The organism is Pseudomonadota bacterium, from assembly GCA_016195085.1.
Taxonomy (GTDB): domain Bacteria; phylum Pseudomonadota; class Alphaproteobacteria; order SHVZ01; family SHVZ01; genus JACQAG01.
In genome coordinates this window covers 32,665-47,396 of record JACQAG010000008.1, presented here as the reverse complement: position 1 = coordinate 47,396, position 14,732 = coordinate 32,665, and the positions used below count along the sequence as shown (strand labels likewise).

The window sequence follows — 14,732 nt, the reverse complement described above, 5'->3', positions numbered from 1 at the left end:
GAGGGGCTGGAGATGTTTCAACTCATCGGCGTGGCGCCCCAGGCGCTGTTCAGCCAAGTGCTGGTCGGGCTCATCAACGGGGCCTTCTACGCCATACTGAGCCTGGGGCTGGCGGTCATTTTCGGGCTCCTCAACATCATCAACTTCGCCCATGGCGCGCTTTACATGCTGGGCGCCTTCGTCGCCTATTTCCTGCTGCAGGGCCTGGGCCTCGGCTATTGGTCGGCGCTCATCGTGGCGCCGCTCGTCGTCGGCCTCTTCGGCATGCTGCTGGAGCGCACCATGCTGCGGCAGCTCCGCCAGATCGATCACCTCTACGGCTTGCTTCTGACCTTCGGTCTGGCCCTGGTGATCCAAGGCGTATTCCAGAACGAGTTCGGGTCTTCGGGTCTGCCTTACGCGGTTCCGCCGGCGCTGGTCGGCGGGCAGAATCTCGGCTTCATGTTCCTGCCGAATTACCGCGCCTGGGTCATCGTCATCTCGCTCGCTGTCTGCCTGTCGACCTGGTGGGCGATCGAGCGCACCAAGCTCGGCAGCTATCTGAGAGCGGCGACCGAGAATCCGACGATCGTGCAGGCCTTCGGCATCAACGTGCCCAGGATGATCACCCTCACCTACGGCTTCGGCGTGGCGCTGGCCGCCTTCGCCGGCGTGCTCGCGGCACCCATCTACCAGGTCAGGCCGCTGATGGGCGCCGATCTCATCATCGTCGTCTTCGCCGTGGTGGTGATCGGCGGCATGGGCTCGATCATGGGCTCGATCCTCACCGGCTTCGGCTTGGGCGTGATCGAGGGATTGACCAAGGTGTTCTATCCCGAGGCCTCGAACACCGTCATCTTCGTCATCATGACCATCGTGCTCCTGATCAAGCCTGCCGGCCTGTTCGGGAGGGTCCAGTAGATGGCGGTCCAGCGCGAGCTTCCGGCGACCATGGCCGCGCCGGGCGTGCCCTCGCATCAGGTCATCGCCTTCGCGGTGATGACGACGTTCTTCGTGGTCGCTCCGTTCTTCATCTATCCCATCTTTCTCATGAACGCGCTGTGCTTTGCGCTCTTCGCCCTCGCCTTCAACCTCTTGATCGGCTATGCCGGGCTCCTGTCCTTCGGCCATGCGGCATTTCTCGGCACCGCCGGCTATGTGAGCGCGCACGCGGCCAAGGTGTGGGGGCTGCCGCCGGAGCTGGCGATACTCGCCGGCACAATCGCCGCCGGGCTCTTGGGCCTCATCTTCGGGCTCTTGGCCATTCGCCGGCAGGGCATCTATTTCGCCATGATCACGCTGGCCTTCGCGCAGATGGTGTACTTCTTCGCCCTCCAGACGAAGTTCACCGGCGGCGAAGACGGCATCCAATCCGTGCCGCGCGGGGTCATGCTGGGCGTCCTCGACCTTCGCGGCACGATGACGCTCTATAGCGTCGTGCTGGTGATTTTCTTGGCGGCGTTCCTATTCATCTACCGCATCATCCACTCGCCCTTCGGACAGGTGTTGAAGGCGATCCGCGATAACGAGCCGCGCGCCATCTCGCTTGGCTACCGGGCCGACCACTACAAGCTCCTGGCCTTCGTGCTGTCGGCGACCTTGGCGGGTCTGGCCGGCGGTACCAAGGCGATCGTCTTCCAGCTCGCCTCCTTGACCGACGTCCATTGGAGCATGTCGGGCGAGGTCGTGCTGATGACGCTGTTGGGCGGTCTCGGGACCATCTTCGGGCCGGTGGTCGGCGCTTTCGTAGTCGTGGCGCTGCAGAACTATCTGGCTCAGCTCGGCGCCTGGGTCACCGTCGTGCAGGGGGCCATCTTCGTCCTCTGCGTGCTCACCTTCCGCCGCGGCATCGTCGGCGAGCTCGGCCGGATCCTGAAGCGGCCGCTGTAGAGTACGTTCCTGTGAGATGGCGTCACCCTCTCACCCTGCCCTCTCCCCCAGTGGGGGAGAGGGTTGCGAAGGCTTGGAGAGGCGAAGCCGAGCCTAGCCGTAGCTGGGTGAGGGGGATTCCTCGTCATCGCAATTTGCTTTAGCGATCGGGCTGCATCGGCCGTCGTCCTCCCCCCTCCACCATCCGCTCACTCCTCGACGATGATCTTACCGTCCATGTCCTCATGGCCGGAGCCGCAGAACACATCGCAGACGAATTCGAAGGTGCCGGACTTGTCGGGGATGAGCTCGACCCGCGTCGTCTCCCCCGGCCAGGCATCGACGCGCAAGCCCAGCTGCGGCACCTTGAAGCCGTGCTGGCGATCGAGCGCGGTGAGCTCGATGGTGACCGGCACGCCTTTCTTCAGCTTGACCACCGGCGGCTCATACTCGAAGCGCTTGGCGGTGATGTGCACGATCGGCCGCTCCTCGGCGCCGCTTCGGCCAAGGAGGCCCAAGCCGAGGATCCCCATGAGGAGGAAGAGCGCGCAGCGGCGCCGAGGGATCGGCATCGATCAGGCCTTGACCAAGGGGACTTCCGCCAGCGTCACGGCGGGCACCTTCGCCTTGGCCGCGATCTCGCGGAAACCCAGGCCGCGGAAGGGATGCGCCGGATCCCACTCGACCGGGGGGGTGCGCTTGGGCTGCGAGCCCGGCGCCGGCTGCGGGAAGATCAGCGACGTCGCCGCATGATGGGCGATGTGCTGGGTCATTTTGTGGTGCTCCTGGTGGATGTGTCCGTAGAGCACCGCGACGTTCTTGTAGGGCATCAACAGGTCGATTGCCTTGGCGCCGTCCTGGGTGGCCCAGTCCCAATCCGGATAGAGATCGAACAGCGGCCGGTGCGTCAGCACCACGATCGACTGCTCGGGCTTCTGCTTCGCCAGATCCGCCTTCAGCCAATCGAGCTGCGCCTCGCCCAGCTTGGCGCCGGGATCGGAGACGTTGTCGAGGGCGATGAAGTGCACGCCCTTGTGGTCGAAGGCGTAGTGCATCTCGCCGAAGAACTCGCGGAAGGCCTCGCCCTTGTCGAGGGAGGCGTCATGCTCGCCTGCCAGGTAGCGGATGGTCTTGACCTTGAGCTCGCCGACGATCGCTTTGAACTGCGCCATGCGCTTGCGCCGCTCCAGGGGATCGTCGGTGGTGTGGGTCAAATCGCCGGTGAACACGATGAAATCCGGCGGTGTGGCCAGCGCGTTCACCGCGGCCACCGCCTTCGGCAGCGTGTTCAACGCCTCGGGATTGACCTTGGGGCCGCTGAAGCCCCAATGGGTGTCGGTCAGCTGCACGAAGTAGAAGTCGGAATCCGCGGCCAGCGCCGGGTCCGCCTTGAAGCCGAGGCCCGAGGCGAAGGTGACACCGGCACCGAGGCCCGCCAGTTTGAGAAAGCCACGGCGATCCAGGTCGTCTAGCATAGAGCGTCTCCCTTGGGGTATGTGCGAAGCATGCGACGTCACCAGGCAGTACCGGCCGCGTCCGCCGCTTATTCCCGCCATCTTTTTGCAGCCTGGCGGGAATAAACGTGTCATGCCGGCAGTAGGGGTAATGTCGAGGTCGCCGGCCCTCGCAATGGGAGCTCACGGGTGAGCGAGCAAGACCGGGTGAAGCGTTTCGAGCGGCTGGCGCTGCCGCACCTGAACGACGCCTACAACCTCGCCAGATGGTTGACCCGCGACGCTCAGGATGCCGACGACGTGGTGCAGGAGGCTTATCTGCGGGCATTCCGCTATTTTGACGGCTTCAAGGGCGACAAGGCCCGGCCATGGCTGCTCAGCATCGTCAGACGGGTCGCCTATGACTGGCTCGAGCGCAACCGGCCGAGCACGGTCGTGCGCCTGGACGAGGCCTTCCGCGACGGCGAGCCGGAGCCGGCCAGCTCGAGCGCCGCCGTGCAGCCCCTGGATCCGGAGGCGCATCTCTTGCGCGCCACCGAGCTGAGAGAGCTCAACCAGGCGATCGCCGATCTGCCGACGCAGTTTCGCGAGATCCTGGTGCTGCGCGAGCTGCATGAGCTCTCCTACAAGGACATCGCCGACATCGCTGCCATCCCGATCGGCACCGTCATGTCGCGTCTGGCGCGCGCCCGCCGCCTCCTCAAGGAGGCCCTCACGCGGCGCCCGCCCAGAGAAGCCATCAACGGCGCATGAAGCGAGCAACTCTCCCATGAACCCTGGCCCATGAACCCTGGAATGGACTGCAAGGAAGCCGAGGAGGCGGTGCATGGCTATGTCGACGGCGAGCTCGACCGCGCGGCGGCGGCCAGGGTCGACGCGCATATCCGCGGCTGCGCCCAGTGTCGGCGGCTTTACGAGCGCGAGCGGCAGATGAGCGCGTCGCTCCGCCAAGCGGCCGAGCGCTTCACCGCCCCGGCCGATCTCGGCCAGCGCATCGGTGCTGCCTTGGAGATGGCAGCGAAGCCGGCTTCGAGAGAGCATGCCGTCAGCTGGCGCCAGCTCGGCCTCGCCGCTTCCTTTCTGTTGGTGGCGGTCATCTCCTCGGCCTTGACCTTCCGCTTCTCCGTGCCGGGCGAGACCGACCGTCAGGGCGAAGAGGTGATCTCCGGCCATGTGCGCGCCCTTGTCGCCAATCACATGACCGACGTCGCTTCCTCGGACCAGCACACGGTCAAGCCCTGGTTCAACGGCAAGCTCGACCTGTCGCCGCCGGTGGTTGATCTCGCCCGGGAGGAGTTTCCGCTGGTGGGCGGCAGGCTCGACTATGTGGATGGGCATCCGGTGGCGGCCCTGGTCTACCGGCACCGCCAGCACCCGATCACGCTTTATGTCTGGGTCGATGGCAGCGCCGGCGACGGTGCTGCCCGCCATCTCTCCCGGCGCGGCTACAACGCGCTCGGCTGGACCTTGAAGGGCACGGTGTTCTGGGCGGTCTCCGACATCAACGCCGAAGACCTGCAACGCTTCGCCGAGCTGCTGAAGAGCCAGGCGTGAGCCTTCTCTTACAGTGCTCCTGAACACCGACAGGACGGAAAAGAGAGACGCACCACAGAGACACAGAGAGCGCGGAGAAGAAACAAATCATTCGCGCGCAGCGCGGCACGAATCGAATCCTCTCCGTGTCCTCGTCGACCGCTTCGCGGTCCGACCTCTGTGGTGAAATTCCTAAATCGTGATGGCTGGGTCGAGCCCAGCCACCCACGACTTCAAGCGTGCAGCGGGTCTGCGCCTCACACCGGCACCACGTAGCCGTCCCGGCGCGGGTCGGCGGCGCCGGTGAAGGTGCCGGTCGCGGGATCGACTTGGATCGCCTGCATGCCCCCCACCTTGTAGGTCCAGGGATCGAAGGGCTCAATGTCGTGGCCGCGGGTGCGGAGCGCGTAGATGGTGCTGCCGTCGATCCTTCCCTCGACTTGGATTCTGCGTCCGTCCCAGAGCCGCGCCCTAGGGGCCTCGATCGCCGCCTGGATCGGCAGGCCGTAATCCAGATGCTGCACCAGGGCCTGCACCTGCGTCTGCAGGATGCCGTAGCTGCCGGGCGTGCCCAGCGCCAGCACCGGCTTCCGGCCTTTGAGCGACAAGGTCGGCGCCATGCACATGGGCAAGGCGTCGCCGGGCTTGCTCAAGTTCGGGCTCTTTGGATTGACATCGGCCCAGAAGAGAAAATTGTTGAGGGTGACGCCGGTGCCGGGGACGACGATGCCGCTGCCGAAGGGCGCGCCGATGCTCTGGGTCACGCAGACGAGATTGCCGTCGCGGTCGGCGATCGAGAAGGAGGTGGTGTGCCCGGGATCTTCACCGGGCGCGGGCTCAGTCCATTGCTCGGTCGGCCGGCTGATCGGGCGCCCGTCTCGGACACGGCTGCGCAGCGCTTCGATATGCGCGTCCAACAATAGCTCCGCCAGCTTCTTCGGCTTCGGGTTGTTGAACGCCAGGCGCAGCCCGGCGGCGAGCCGGATGGCGCGATAGACCAGGTCCAGATGCTCGACCCCGTTCCGCTCGAGCCGGGCTAGATCGAAGCCGTCGAGGATGCGGAGCGCCAGCAGCATCTGGAAGCCTTCGCAAGGCGGCGAGACGGTGTGCACCACGAGCCCGCGATAGCTCGCCTTGATCGGATCGCGCCATTCGGGCCGCATCGAGGCGAGGTCGTCCATGTTCAAGGTGCCGCCGAGCTTCTGCAAATGCGCCACCACGGCGCGGCCGAGCTTGCCCTTGTAGAGATGGTCGGGGCCTTCCTCGGCGATGGCCTCGTAGGTCCGGGCGAGATCCGGCTGCTTCAGGACTTGGCCTGGCGTCGCCCACCCGCCACCGGGTTGGAACACGCGCGACCACTCCTTGAAGAGCGGGGGATGGCGCCTGAGCTCCGGCACCACCTCGTTCATCATCGCCATATTGAACTCGATCAGGGGAAAGCCGTCGCGGGCAAGCCGGATGGCCGGCTGGAGGGCTTGCTTGAACGGCTTCTTGCCATGGGCGCCGACCAACTCGGCCCAGCCGGCGAGATTGCCGGGCGTGCCGACCGCAGAGGCGCCCCGCGCCAGCTCCTCGCGCCGGGTGAAGCGCCCGGCCGGAAACGTATTGGGAATGCAGGGGACGAAATCGAGGGTCTTGATGCGCTTCTCGGCCGCGACATAGCAGATCGCCAAGCCCATGCCGCCCAGGCTCGACATGTAGGGCTCGACCACGTTGAGGGCGGCTGCCGTGGCGGCGGCCGCATCGAAGGCGCTGCCGCCCTCGGCCAAGAGCCGGGCTCCGGCTTGGGCCGCCAGCGGATGGGCCGCGGCCACCATGCCGTTGACCGAGGCAATCGTCGGACGCCGTCCATACATGCTCGCTGATCCTCCCCCCAAGGCGGCCGCGCCGCCGTTTGCGCCCCGGACCGCCGGTCAAAGGCTGCTTTGCCGGCGACTATAGCCAAGCCGGACGCCCCCTGTCGTATGCTGGCGAGCAAAGGAGTACTCAACGACAAGCTGTGGAGGTGCGCCCCCAATGCCCGCCAACGACAAGCCCACCCTGATCTGGACCGAGCTGGACTTCAAGAAGAAGGGCAAGCAGATCGGCGTCTTGCATCTGCCCTACTCGGTCACCCGCTCGGCCTACGGCATGATCGACATCCCGCTCGCCGTCATCGGCAATGGCGACGGGCCGACCGTGCTGCTGATGGCCGGCAATCACGGCGATGAGTATGAGGGCCAGGTGACCCTGGTGCGCCTCATCCAGGAGATCGAGCCCAGGGACGTGAAGGGGCGGATCATCGTCATGCCGGCGGCGAATCTGCCCGCCGCGATGGCCGGCGCCCGGGTCTCTCCGCTCGATGCCGGCAATCTCAACCGGGCCTTTCCCGGCCATCCGGAGACCACACCCACCTGGCAGATCGCCCATTACATCGATCGGGTGCTGGTGCCGATGGCGGAGGCCTGGCTCGATCTCCATTCCGGCGGCAGCTCGCTCGCCTACCTCCCCTTCGCTGCCTTCTACCAGACCGGCCACAATAAGAAGCTGGACGCCCGGACCGAAGGCATCATGCAGGCCTTCGCCGCACCCAGGAGCATCCGCGTGACCGCGGCACCCGATCCGCGCCTGGCCGCGGCCGCGGCGCATCACCGCAAGATCCCCTATCTCGGCGGCGAGTTCGGCGGCGGCGGCTCGGTCAATCCCGACGGCGTCGCCATGACACGGAACGGCGTCTTGCGCGTGCTGAAGCATTTGGGCGTGCTGAAGGACATCGGCCGCTTCAAGGTGCCGGCGGCGACGGAGACAAGGCTCATGGAGCTGGGCGGCCAGGATTATTACGTCTATGCGCCCGAGACCGGGCTGTTCGAGCCGGCGGCGCGGCTCGGCGACGTGGTGAAGAAGGGGCAGCTCGCCGGCCATGTGCACTTCATCGACAATCCCGGCCGCAAGGGCATCCCCGTCCATTTCAAGCGGGCCGGTTTCCTCATCTGCCAGCGCCATTTCGGCCGCGTGCAGCCCGGCGACTGTGTGGCCCATCTGGCGACCGATGTGAGGTGAGGGGGCGAGGCTCGGGTCCGACTCGGGGAATAAATCCGGCCCTGGAGGTGTTAGCTCACCCGAACCATCCCCGCCGCCATGGACTCTAAGGGCCAATGGCCCAGCCGCCGGATCCCGTTCGCGTCCTGCTCGAGGTGATCGAGGACATCATCGGCCCCGATACCGATGTGGCACGCTATTTGGCGAAGGCGGTCCGCTCCGAGGACCCGCTCGACCTCATGCTGGCCCAGGCCGCCTTCGAGGAGCTCGACGCCGCCTACCGCGCCGACATCGCCGCTGCAGTGAGGGCACGGGTGCGCCAGCTCCTGGCGGCCTGAGCGGCATCGGCGACCGGCCCTCGCCGCTCATGCCTTGGTTGGGATCCAGATCTCGACCAGGCCCGTTCCGGTCTTCGGGTCGAATTCCTTGCCGTAGCGCTCGAATAAGGGCGTCAATCCGAACGGCAGCAGGCGGCCTCCTCCTGGTGAGCGACGGACAGCCCGGTCGGATCGACGCCGCCATCGGCCTCATAGCGGTCGTGGTGCCGCATCCAATCCATAATGGTGGTCTCGTTGCGGCCCTTCGGCGTCAAGTCGAGGTAGTTGTAGGCGCCGATCAGGAGATCGCCGCCGCGTGCATAGGAAGAGTAGGTGTGGAAGACGGTGCCGGCTTCGTCCTTGTAGAACACGCTGATGCCGGGCATCTCTCCACCGCCGCCATCGACGACGTCGTAGTTGTAGGAGGCCTTGCCCTTGGCGGCGTCTGCCTCCGTGAATGACACGTGAAAGTCGTAGTTGAAGTCGCTCTCGTAGGAAGACACCCAGTCGAAGCGCCAGCCCATGCGTTTCTTGAACGCCTGGAACTCGTGATAGGGGGCTCTCGAGACCGCGACCAGAGACACGTCGTGGTGCGCCAGATGCAGATTGGCGCCGTCGATGTGGTCGGAAAGGAAGGAGCAGCCGGGGCAACCTTCCTCCCAATCCGGCGCGAACATGAAGTGATAGACAATCAGCTGGCTGCGGTGCTCGAAGAGCTCGGCCAGCGTCACCCTGCCGGTAGGTCCGTCGAACACATAGGTCTTGTCGATCTTGACCCAGGGCAGTTCGCGCCGCTCCCGGCTCAAATGATCCCTGAGCCGCGTGAAGGCCTTTTCCTTGACCAAATGCTGCTTGCGGAGCGCCAGCCACTCCTCGCGAGAGACGATCTTGTGCGGTTCCATGTCCTCGTCCTCCTGGTCTTCAGGTGATAAAGCGCTCGAGCTTGTCGAGTATTCCAGTCCAGCCATCGCGATGGCGGTCGCGCGCGGCTTCGTCGAAGAATTGCTCATGGGTGAGCGTCAGCAGGCTGCCCGCGCCGTCCGGCTTGATGAGGATCGTCACCTGCGACTGGCGCTCCGGCATGCTGCGCCAGACCCAGGTGAACACCAGCTTCTCGTTCGCCACCACCTCGCGGTAGATGCCGCTCACGTCATGCTCCTCGCCGTCGGGCGTGACGAAGACCACGCGAAAGCCGCCGCCGGTGCGCGGATCGGTCTCGGCGCTGATGGTCCGGGCCCCGGTCGGCCCAAACCAGCCCATTATTTTCTGCGGCACCGTCCAGGCGCCGTAGACTTTCGCCGGCGGCGCGTTGAGGCGGCGCTTGAGTGTGAGGCTGGGCTTGAAGGTGAGGTTGGGCTGGGTCGACATGCTTCGTTCTCCACGTAGGCGGCAAGGCGATCGAGCTGCTCGGACCAGAAGCGGGCGTAGCGATTGAGCCAGTTCACCGCGTCCTCCATGGGTCGGGCGGTTAACTGGCAGGCGACCGTGCGGCCGCTCTTCACCCGCTGGATGAGTCCGGCTTCCGACAGCACATCGAGATGCTTCATGACCGCCGGCAACGACATCGCAAACGGCCGCGCCAGCTCGCTCACCGACCGGCTCTCATCTTGGCTGAGCTGCGCCAGGAGCGTGCGCCGCGTCGGATCGGCGAGCGCGGCGAAGGTGCGGTCGAGAGCGGCTTGTTGATACTTAACCACGAAGTTAAGTATTGGGATCGGAGCCGCCTCTGTCAACCCCGAAGCGAACGGGCGTGCGTGGACGCGGCGATCCGGCCTACCATCGCCGCCTAGTCCAAGGGGAGGAGCCGCGCCTATGAGTGTCGCCAGCAAGCCGCCTGCCGCGCCCAGCATCTTTCTCAAGGTCCGTCAGGAGTGGCTCGACCGGCGGCAGGAAGCGATCCTGGAGCCGGCGTTGCCGATCGTGGACCCGCACCATCATCTCTGGGAGCGGCCGGATTGGCGTTACTTGTTGCCGGAGCTGCTGGAGGATCTGAACAGCGGCCATAACATCGTCGCCACCGTGTTCCTGCAGTGCCGCGCCATGCACCGCGCCCAGGGGCCGGAAGCGATGAAGCCGGTGGGCGAGACGGAATTCGTCAACGGCGTGGCGGCGATGAGCGCCAGCGGCGGCTACGGCCTGAGCCAAATCTGCGCCGGCATCGTCGGCCATGCCGATCTCCGCTTAGGCTCGCTGGCGAAGCCGGTCCTGGAGGCGCATCTGGGCGTCGCTCCCGACCGCTTCCGCGGCATGCGCCACTCGACCGCATGGGATGCCTACGCCGGATTGCGGAATCCGGCCTACGAGATGCCCGCAGGCCTGATGGCCGATCCGGCCTTCCGCCAGGGCTTCGCTTGTCTGGCGCCCCTGGGGCTCTCCTTCGATGCCTGGCTCTATCATCCGCAGATCGACGAGCTGACGGCGCTGGCCCGGGCGTTTCCGGAGACGCGCATCGTGCTCAACCATGTCGGCGGGCCCTTGGGGCTTGGCCCCTATGCCGGACGGCGCGATGAGGTCTTCAAAGTCTGGTCTGGGGCCATCCGCGGACTCGCCCGATGCCCGAATGTGAGCGTGAAGCTGGGCGGACTCGGCATGCGGCTCAATGGCTTCGGCTTCGAGGACAAGCCCGATCCGCCGTCTTCGGACGATCTCGTTGCCGCATGGCGGCCCTATATCGACACCTGCATCGCGGCCTTCGGCGCCGGGCGCGCCATGTTCGAGAGCAACTTTCCCGTCGACAAGGGGTCCTACAGCTATCCTGTGTTCTGGAACGCCTGCAAGAAGCTCGCATCGGGAGCCAGCGCTGCGGAAAAGGCCGACCTATTCTCGCTGACGGCGGCAAGGGTCTACCGGCTGGCGCTGCCGGCATAGCTTCCATGCGGGCGGATCGACACTGAAGAAGAATTGCAACGCAAGAAGCGGAGTGGCCCGGGCGCGGTGATCGCCAATTGTCCATGACAGGCGGGGACCGAGACGGTCTGCCGATTCCGAGGAGGAGCTGACATGGATTGGTCGACATTGCCTACCGACGGCAATCGGTTCGAAACAGCCTCGTGCCCCACCCACGCAGGTCCTGCCGGCGAGCCCATCCGGTTCGCAGTGGGCGCGTGCTGGCTGGGTACGGTCCTGGCTGCGACGAGCGACAAAGGCATCGCATCGATTCTGCTGGGGTCCAACGCGCAATCGCTGCGGCGCGATCTCAGAGCCCGTTGGCCGGCGGCGGTGCTGGTTGATGGGGGTGCGGAGCTCGGCCTGCTGTTAACGAAGGTTCTGGAATTCCTCGAAGCCCCCGCGGGTGCGCTCGATCTGCCGCTGGACGCGCGAGGCTCGGAGTTCCAACAGCGCGTCTGGCAAACCCTCCGTGGGATCCCGTCGGGCTCGACCGCAAGCTATTCGGAAATCGCCCGTCGCGTCGGTGCCCCGAAGGAGCCCTACGCGGTCGCCGACGCGTGCGCCGCGAACCCGATCGCCGTCGCCATTCCCTGTCATCGCGTGGTGCGCAAGGACGGAACCCTGGCCGGGTATCGATGGGGCGTGAAGCGCAAGCGCGCCCTCTTGGAGCGCGAAGCCGGGGCTCGGATGGACGACGCGCGCGAGCCCGCGCTGCCGCTCACTTCACCGGCAGCACCAGATTCGGCAGCCACAGGGTCAGGGGCGGCCACACGGTGATCAGCAGCAGCACCACGAGGAGCGGCACCAGCCAGGGCAGGATCGCCCTGGACAGGCGCTCATAGCTGATCTCGGCGATGCGGGAGGTGACGAACAGCACCACGCCCACCGGCGGGTGGATGGTGCCGAGGATCAGGTTGAAGATCATGATGAGCCCGAACTGCACCGGATCGATGCCGAAGCCTTGTGCCGCCGGCACCATGATCGGGATCAGCAGCAGGAGTGCCGCCAGGGTCTCCATGAAGCAGCCGATCAGCAAGAGCACGAGGTTGCAGGTGAGCAAGAACAACAAGGGATCGTGAATGGCGGCGACGACCGCGGGTGTGGCCGACTGCGCCAGGCGCGAGATCGACATGCACCAGCCGAGCGCGCCCGCGACCATGACCAGCGCCATGACCAGGCCGGTGGTTTCGGCGCTGTCGGCGAGGATGCCCGGAAGCGCCTTCACTTCGAGGGTGCGATAGACGACCAGGCCCAGGAACAAGGCATAGAGCGTGGCCACCGCCGCGGCTTCGGTCGGCGTAAAGAGGCCGCTGAACATGCCGCCCAGCAGCAACACCGGCGCCAGCAAGGCCCAGATGCCGTCGCCAAACGCCTGCCAGAGATTGGCAAGGCCGCCGAAGGGGCGCGGCGCGAAGCCCTCGCGTCTGGCGATCCAGGCCACCCGCGCCATCAGGCTCACACCCATGAGGATGCCCGGCAGGAAGCCGGCCAGAAACAGCCGGCCGATGGAGACATCCGCAGTCACGCCATAGATCACCATCGGCAGGCTGGGCGGAATGATCGGGCCGATGGTGGCGGCGGCCGCATTGATCGAGGCGGCGACCTCGGCCCGGTAGCCGGCCCGCCGCATGGCCCGGATCTCGATGGCCCCGGTGCCGGCCGCATCCGCCACCGCCGATCCGACCATGCCGGCGAAGATCATGCTGGCCAAGATGCTGGCATGGGCATAGCCGCCGCGCACAGAGCCGATGAGGGCGGTGGCGAAGGCGACGATCTTGTCGGTGATCCGGGCCGCGGCCAGGATGTTGCCCATGAGGATGAAAAGCGGTGCCGCGATGATCGGAAACGAGTTCATCGCCTGCGCCATCTTCTGCGGGACGATCGAATCCGAAAGGCCGGCCACGTGCACGAAGGCGAAGGCTGCCAACCCCATGGAGGCGAAGAGCGGCAGCCCCGCCAGCACCGCCAGGAGCCAGACGCCGGCGATCTCCAGCATGAGCTGGGTCATTCGCTGGCACCCCGCGCGCGGCCGAGGCTTTCCCGAGCCTCGGCCAGCGCCTGCACGAAGGTGACGAGGCCGGCGATGACCACCGGGAGATAGAGCAGCGACATGGAGATCGGCAGCGAGGTCGCGGTCACGTCGTAGTTGCGGGTGACCAGGCTGACACCGTACCAGGCGACGAGGACACCGAAGAGTGCCACGGCGAGCTGGATCACCAGCTCGCCCCGGCGGCGCCACGCCGCCGGTAGAAAGTCGATGAAGAAGCGGATGCGGATGTGCACGCGGCTGCGGCTGGCGAGCCACCAGCCGATGACCGCGAGCCAGACCATGAGAAAGCGCGAGGCCTCGTCGGTCCAGATGAGCGGGTCGCCGAGCGCCCTCGTCACCACGCCCAGCATGACGCTGGTCAACAGCGCCAGCATGAGCCCGATCGCCAAGAGCCTGGCGGCGCAGTCGGACCAGGCGCTGGCGCGTGCGAGGATCAAGGCTTTCACGGAAAGCGCACAGCGAGCATCGACGTCCCCAGACCCTCACCCACCTCGCTTCGCTCGGCACCCTCTCCCGCGGTGCGGGAGAGGGGCTCCGGAGCATCCTCATGCTCCCTCTCCCGCATTGCGGGAGAGGGTGGGGGTGAGGGTCTTATCGGGTTATTGGAGAGGACCCGACCCTAAAGCGCGCGGATGCGGTCCCAGAGGCCTTTGCCCCATTTCGCCTCGAACATGGCAGGCAGCTTTGCCAGGACCGGCTTCTTGAAGCTCTCCACGTCCGGCTCGATCACGGTCATGCCGCCCTTCTTGAAGATTTCGGCCAGACCCGCCTCCTGGCTCAGGATTTCGCCGTCGTTCCAGGACGAGGCGCTGCGGATGGCGGCTTGCACGATGGCCCGGTCGCCGTCGGCGAGCTTCTGCCATTGCGCATCGTTCACCATCACCAGGCGGGGCGTGATGATGTGGCCGGTGAGCACCAGGTATTTCTGCACCTCGTAGAACTTGCCGGACTGGATGGTCGGCAGCGGGTTCTCCTGGCCGTCGACGGCTCCTTGCGACAGCGCGAGATAGAGCTCGCCGAAATTCATCGGCGTCGGCTTCGCGCCCCACGCCTCGGCCATGGCGGTAAAGGTGTCGACCTCGGGCACGCGCAGCTTGAATCCCTGCATGTCGGCAACGCTGCGCACCTCGCGCTTGCCGGTGGTGAGGTGACGCTTGCCGTAATAGGTAACAGCGACGATACGGATGCCGCGCTTCTCGATCAGGGTCTTGTTGAGCTCGTCGATCAAGGGCGAGGAGAGCGCCCGGGCCATGTGCTGGGCGTCGTTCCAGATATAGGGCGCCTCGATGATGGAGATCTGCGGCAGGTATTGCCCGATGATGGCCGCACCCTCGGTCACCATGGTGAGCGCGCCCGAGGCGACCGCCTCCACCATGTCGCGCGAGCCGCCGAGCTGGCCCGAGGGGAAGCTCTGGATCTCGATGCGCCCGCCGGTCTTCTCCTTCACTTCCTTGCCGGCGCGCTCGGCCGACTGCGGCGAGGGATGGGTTGGCGCCACCACGTCGCCCCAGCGCAGCACCATGGCGCTCTGCGCCTTCAGGATCGCCGGCATGAAGGTGCTGGTGCCGACGGCCGCCGCTCCGGCGATGAATTGCCGCTTGGTCAGACTGAGCTTCAGCATGT

17 protein-coding genes are annotated in these 14,732 nt (G+C 66.1%); 8 read left to right on the top strand and 9 right to left on the bottom strand.

Annotation, left to right across the window (positions count from 1 at the left end; genetic code table 11):
- The first annotated feature begins 12 nt into the window (after positions 1 to 12).
- Entirely contained in the window at positions 13 to 900 is an 888-nt protein-coding gene (locus HY058_02645; protein MBI3496184.1) for a branched-chain amino acid ABC transporter permease, read from the top strand.
- Positions 901 to 1,869, top strand: coding sequence for a branched-chain amino acid ABC transporter permease (locus HY058_02640; GenBank protein MBI3496183.1), 969 nt, complete (start codon positions 901 to 903; stop codon positions 1,867 to 1,869).
- Between the two features lie 188 nt (positions 1,870 to 2,057).
- Here HY058_02640 and HY058_02635 read toward each other — a convergent pair whose 3' ends face one another.
- Together HY058_02635 and HY058_02630 are read right to left on the bottom strand one after the other, a co-directional pair.
- Positions 2,058 to 2,420 carry a cytochrome c oxidase subunit II gene (locus HY058_02635; protein MBI3496182.1) on the bottom strand — a complete coding sequence of 121 codons (363 nt, stop codon included), beginning with the start codon at positions 2,418 to 2,420 and terminating at the stop codon, positions 2,058 to 2,060.
- Positions 2,421 to 2,423: 3 nt separating this feature from the next.
- Positions 2,424 to 3,323, bottom strand: coding sequence for a metallophosphoesterase (locus tag HY058_02630; protein MBI3496181.1), 900 nt, complete (start codon positions 3,321 to 3,323; stop codon positions 2,424 to 2,426).
- Positions 3,324 to 3,491: 168 nt separating this feature from the next.
- On the opposite strand from HY058_02630, the gene HY058_02625 reads away from it, so the two are divergent.
- Positions 3,492 to 4,055 carry a sigma-70 family RNA polymerase sigma factor gene (locus HY058_02625; GenBank protein MBI3496180.1) on the top strand — a complete coding sequence of 188 codons (564 nt, stop codon included), beginning with the start codon at positions 3,492 to 3,494 and terminating at the stop codon, positions 4,053 to 4,055.
- Between the two features lie 30 nt (positions 4,056 to 4,085).
- A complete protein-coding gene (locus HY058_02620) occupies positions 4,086 to 4,856 on the top strand; it encodes an anti-sigma factor (protein MBI3496179.1) in 771 nt (256 codons plus the stop codon).
- Between the two features lie 236 nt (positions 4,857 to 5,092).
- On the opposite strand, the gene HY058_02615 is transcribed toward HY058_02620, so the two are convergent.
- Positions 5,093 to 6,691 (bottom strand): gamma-glutamyltransferase, encoded by a 1,599-nt coding sequence (locus HY058_02615; protein ID MBI3496178.1) that lies wholly within the window; start codon positions 6,689 to 6,691, stop codon positions 5,093 to 5,095.
- Between the two features lie 160 nt (positions 6,692 to 6,851).
- Here HY058_02615 and HY058_02610 point away from each other — a divergent pair, with 160 nt between their 5' ends.
- Together HY058_02610 and HY058_02605 are read left to right on the top strand one after the other, a co-directional pair.
- Positions 6,852 to 7,874, top strand: a complete 1,023-nt coding sequence (locus HY058_02610) for a succinylglutamate desuccinylase/aspartoacylase family protein (GenBank protein ID MBI3496177.1) — start codon at positions 6,852 to 6,854, stop codon at positions 7,872 to 7,874.
- A 95-nt stretch (positions 7,875 to 7,969) separates the two neighbouring features.
- On the top strand, positions 7,970 to 8,191 hold the full coding sequence (locus HY058_02605; protein MBI3496176.1) for a hypothetical protein: 222 nt from the start codon (positions 7,970 to 7,972) through the stop codon (positions 8,189 to 8,191).
- 113 nt (positions 8,192 to 8,304) lie between these two features.
- Here HY058_02605 and HY058_02600 read toward each other — a convergent pair whose 3' ends face one another.
- The 3 genes from HY058_02600 to HY058_02590 are packed head-to-tail and all read right to left on the bottom strand — an operon-like array spanning position 8,305 to position 10,020.
- Positions 8,305 to 9,072, bottom strand: a complete 768-nt coding sequence (locus tag HY058_02600; GenBank protein ID MBI3496175.1) for a DUF899 domain-containing protein — start codon at positions 9,070 to 9,072, stop codon at positions 8,305 to 8,307.
- A gap of 19 nt (positions 9,073 to 9,091) precedes the next feature.
- Positions 9,092 to 9,538, bottom strand: coding sequence for an SRPBCC domain-containing protein (locus HY058_02595; GenBank protein ID MBI3496174.1), 447 nt, complete (start codon positions 9,536 to 9,538; stop codon positions 9,092 to 9,094).
- Positions 9,430 to 10,020, bottom strand: a complete 591-nt coding sequence (locus HY058_02590) for a helix-turn-helix transcriptional regulator (GenBank protein ID MBI3496173.1) — start codon at positions 10,018 to 10,020, stop codon at positions 9,430 to 9,432. Before HY058_02590 ends, HY058_02595 begins: the two co-directional genes overlap by 109 nt.
- On the opposite strand from HY058_02590, the gene HY058_02585 reads away from it, so the two are divergent.
- Both HY058_02585 and HY058_02580 read left to right on the top strand, forming a co-directional pair.
- Entirely contained in the window at positions 9,983 to 11,038 is a 1,056-nt protein-coding gene (locus tag HY058_02585; protein MBI3496172.1) for an amidohydrolase family protein, read from the top strand. The two genes, HY058_02590 and HY058_02585, sit on opposite strands and share 38 nt — an antisense overlap.
- 132 nt (positions 11,039 to 11,170) lie before the next feature.
- Positions 11,171 to 11,836, top strand: coding sequence for a methylated-DNA--[protein]-cysteine S-methyltransferase (locus tag HY058_02580; protein ID MBI3496171.1), 666 nt, complete (start codon positions 11,171 to 11,173; stop codon positions 11,834 to 11,836).
- On the opposite strand, the gene HY058_02575 is transcribed toward HY058_02580, so the two are convergent.
- The 3 genes from HY058_02575 to HY058_02565 form a co-directional block, all read right to left on the bottom strand.
- The gene (locus tag HY058_02575) at positions 11,778 to 13,067 is read right to left on the bottom strand and encodes a TRAP transporter large permease (protein MBI3496170.1); all 1,290 of its coding nucleotides are present in this window, start codon (positions 13,065 to 13,067) and stop codon (positions 11,778 to 11,780) included. The two genes, HY058_02580 and HY058_02575, sit on opposite strands and share 59 nt — an antisense overlap.
- Positions 13,064 to 13,555, bottom strand: coding sequence for a TRAP transporter small permease (locus tag HY058_02570; GenBank protein ID MBI3496169.1), 492 nt, complete (start codon positions 13,553 to 13,555; stop codon positions 13,064 to 13,066). The genes HY058_02575 and HY058_02570 overlap by 4 nt, the downstream gene beginning before the upstream one ends.
- Positions 13,556 to 13,728: 173 nt before the next feature.
- The gene (locus HY058_02565) at positions 13,729 to 14,730 is read right to left on the bottom strand and encodes a sialic acid TRAP transporter substrate-binding protein SiaP (protein ID MBI3496168.1); all 1,002 of its coding nucleotides are present in this window, start codon (positions 14,728 to 14,730) and stop codon (positions 13,729 to 13,731) included.
- Between the last annotated feature and the right edge of the window lie 2 nt (positions 14,731 to 14,732).

Bases quoted from the DNA above. Each gene is read 5' to 3' on its own strand.
- HY058_02590 (MBI3496173.1), bottom strand. From the start codon at position 10,020: ATGCTGGGCGCGGCAGGCGGCTTGCTGGCGACACTCATAGGCGCGGCT.
- HY058_02615 (MBI3496178.1), bottom strand. From the start codon at position 6,691: ATGTATGGACGGCGTCCGACGATTGCCTCGGTCAACGGCATGGTGGCC.
- HY058_02630 (MBI3496181.1), bottom strand. From the start codon at position 3,323: ATGCTAGACGACCTGGATCGCCGTGGCTTTCTCAAACTGGCGGGCCTC.
- HY058_02575 (MBI3496170.1), bottom strand. From the start codon at position 13,067: ATGACCCAGCTCATGCTGGAGATCGCCGGCGTCTGGCTCCTGGCGGTG.
- HY058_02580 (MBI3496171.1), top strand. From the start codon at position 11,171: ATGGATTGGTCGACATTGCCTACCGACGGCAATCGGTTCGAAACAGCC.
- HY058_02585 (MBI3496172.1), top strand. From the start codon at position 9,983: ATGAGTGTCGCCAGCAAGCCGCCTGCCGCGCCCAGCATCTTTCTCAAG.
- HY058_02565 (MBI3496168.1), bottom strand. From the start codon at position 14,730: ATGCTGAAGCTCAGTCTGACCAAGCGGCAATTCATCGCCGGAGCGGCG.
- HY058_02620 (MBI3496179.1), top strand. From the start codon at position 4,086: ATGAACCCTGGAATGGACTGCAAGGAAGCCGAGGAGGCGGTGCATGGC.
- HY058_02610 (MBI3496177.1), top strand. From the start codon at position 6,852: ATGCCCGCCAACGACAAGCCCACCCTGATCTGGACCGAGCTGGACTTC.
- HY058_02600 (MBI3496175.1), bottom strand. From the start codon at position 9,072: ATGGAACCGCACAAGATCGTCTCTCGCGAGGAGTGGCTGGCGCTCCGC.
- HY058_02640 (MBI3496183.1), top strand. From the start codon at position 901: ATGGCGGTCCAGCGCGAGCTTCCGGCGACCATGGCCGCGCCGGGCGTG.
- HY058_02645 (MBI3496184.1), top strand. From the start codon at position 13: ATGTTTCAACTCATCGGCGTGGCGCCCCAGGCGCTGTTCAGCCAAGTG.
- HY058_02595 (MBI3496174.1), bottom strand. From the start codon at position 9,538: ATGTCGACCCAGCCCAACCTCACCTTCAAGCCCAGCCTCACACTCAAG.
- HY058_02635 (MBI3496182.1), bottom strand. From the start codon at position 2,420: ATGCCGATCCCTCGGCGCCGCTGCGCGCTCTTCCTCCTCATGGGGATC.
- HY058_02605 (MBI3496176.1), top strand. From the start codon at position 7,970: ATGGCCCAGCCGCCGGATCCCGTTCGCGTCCTGCTCGAGGTGATCGAG.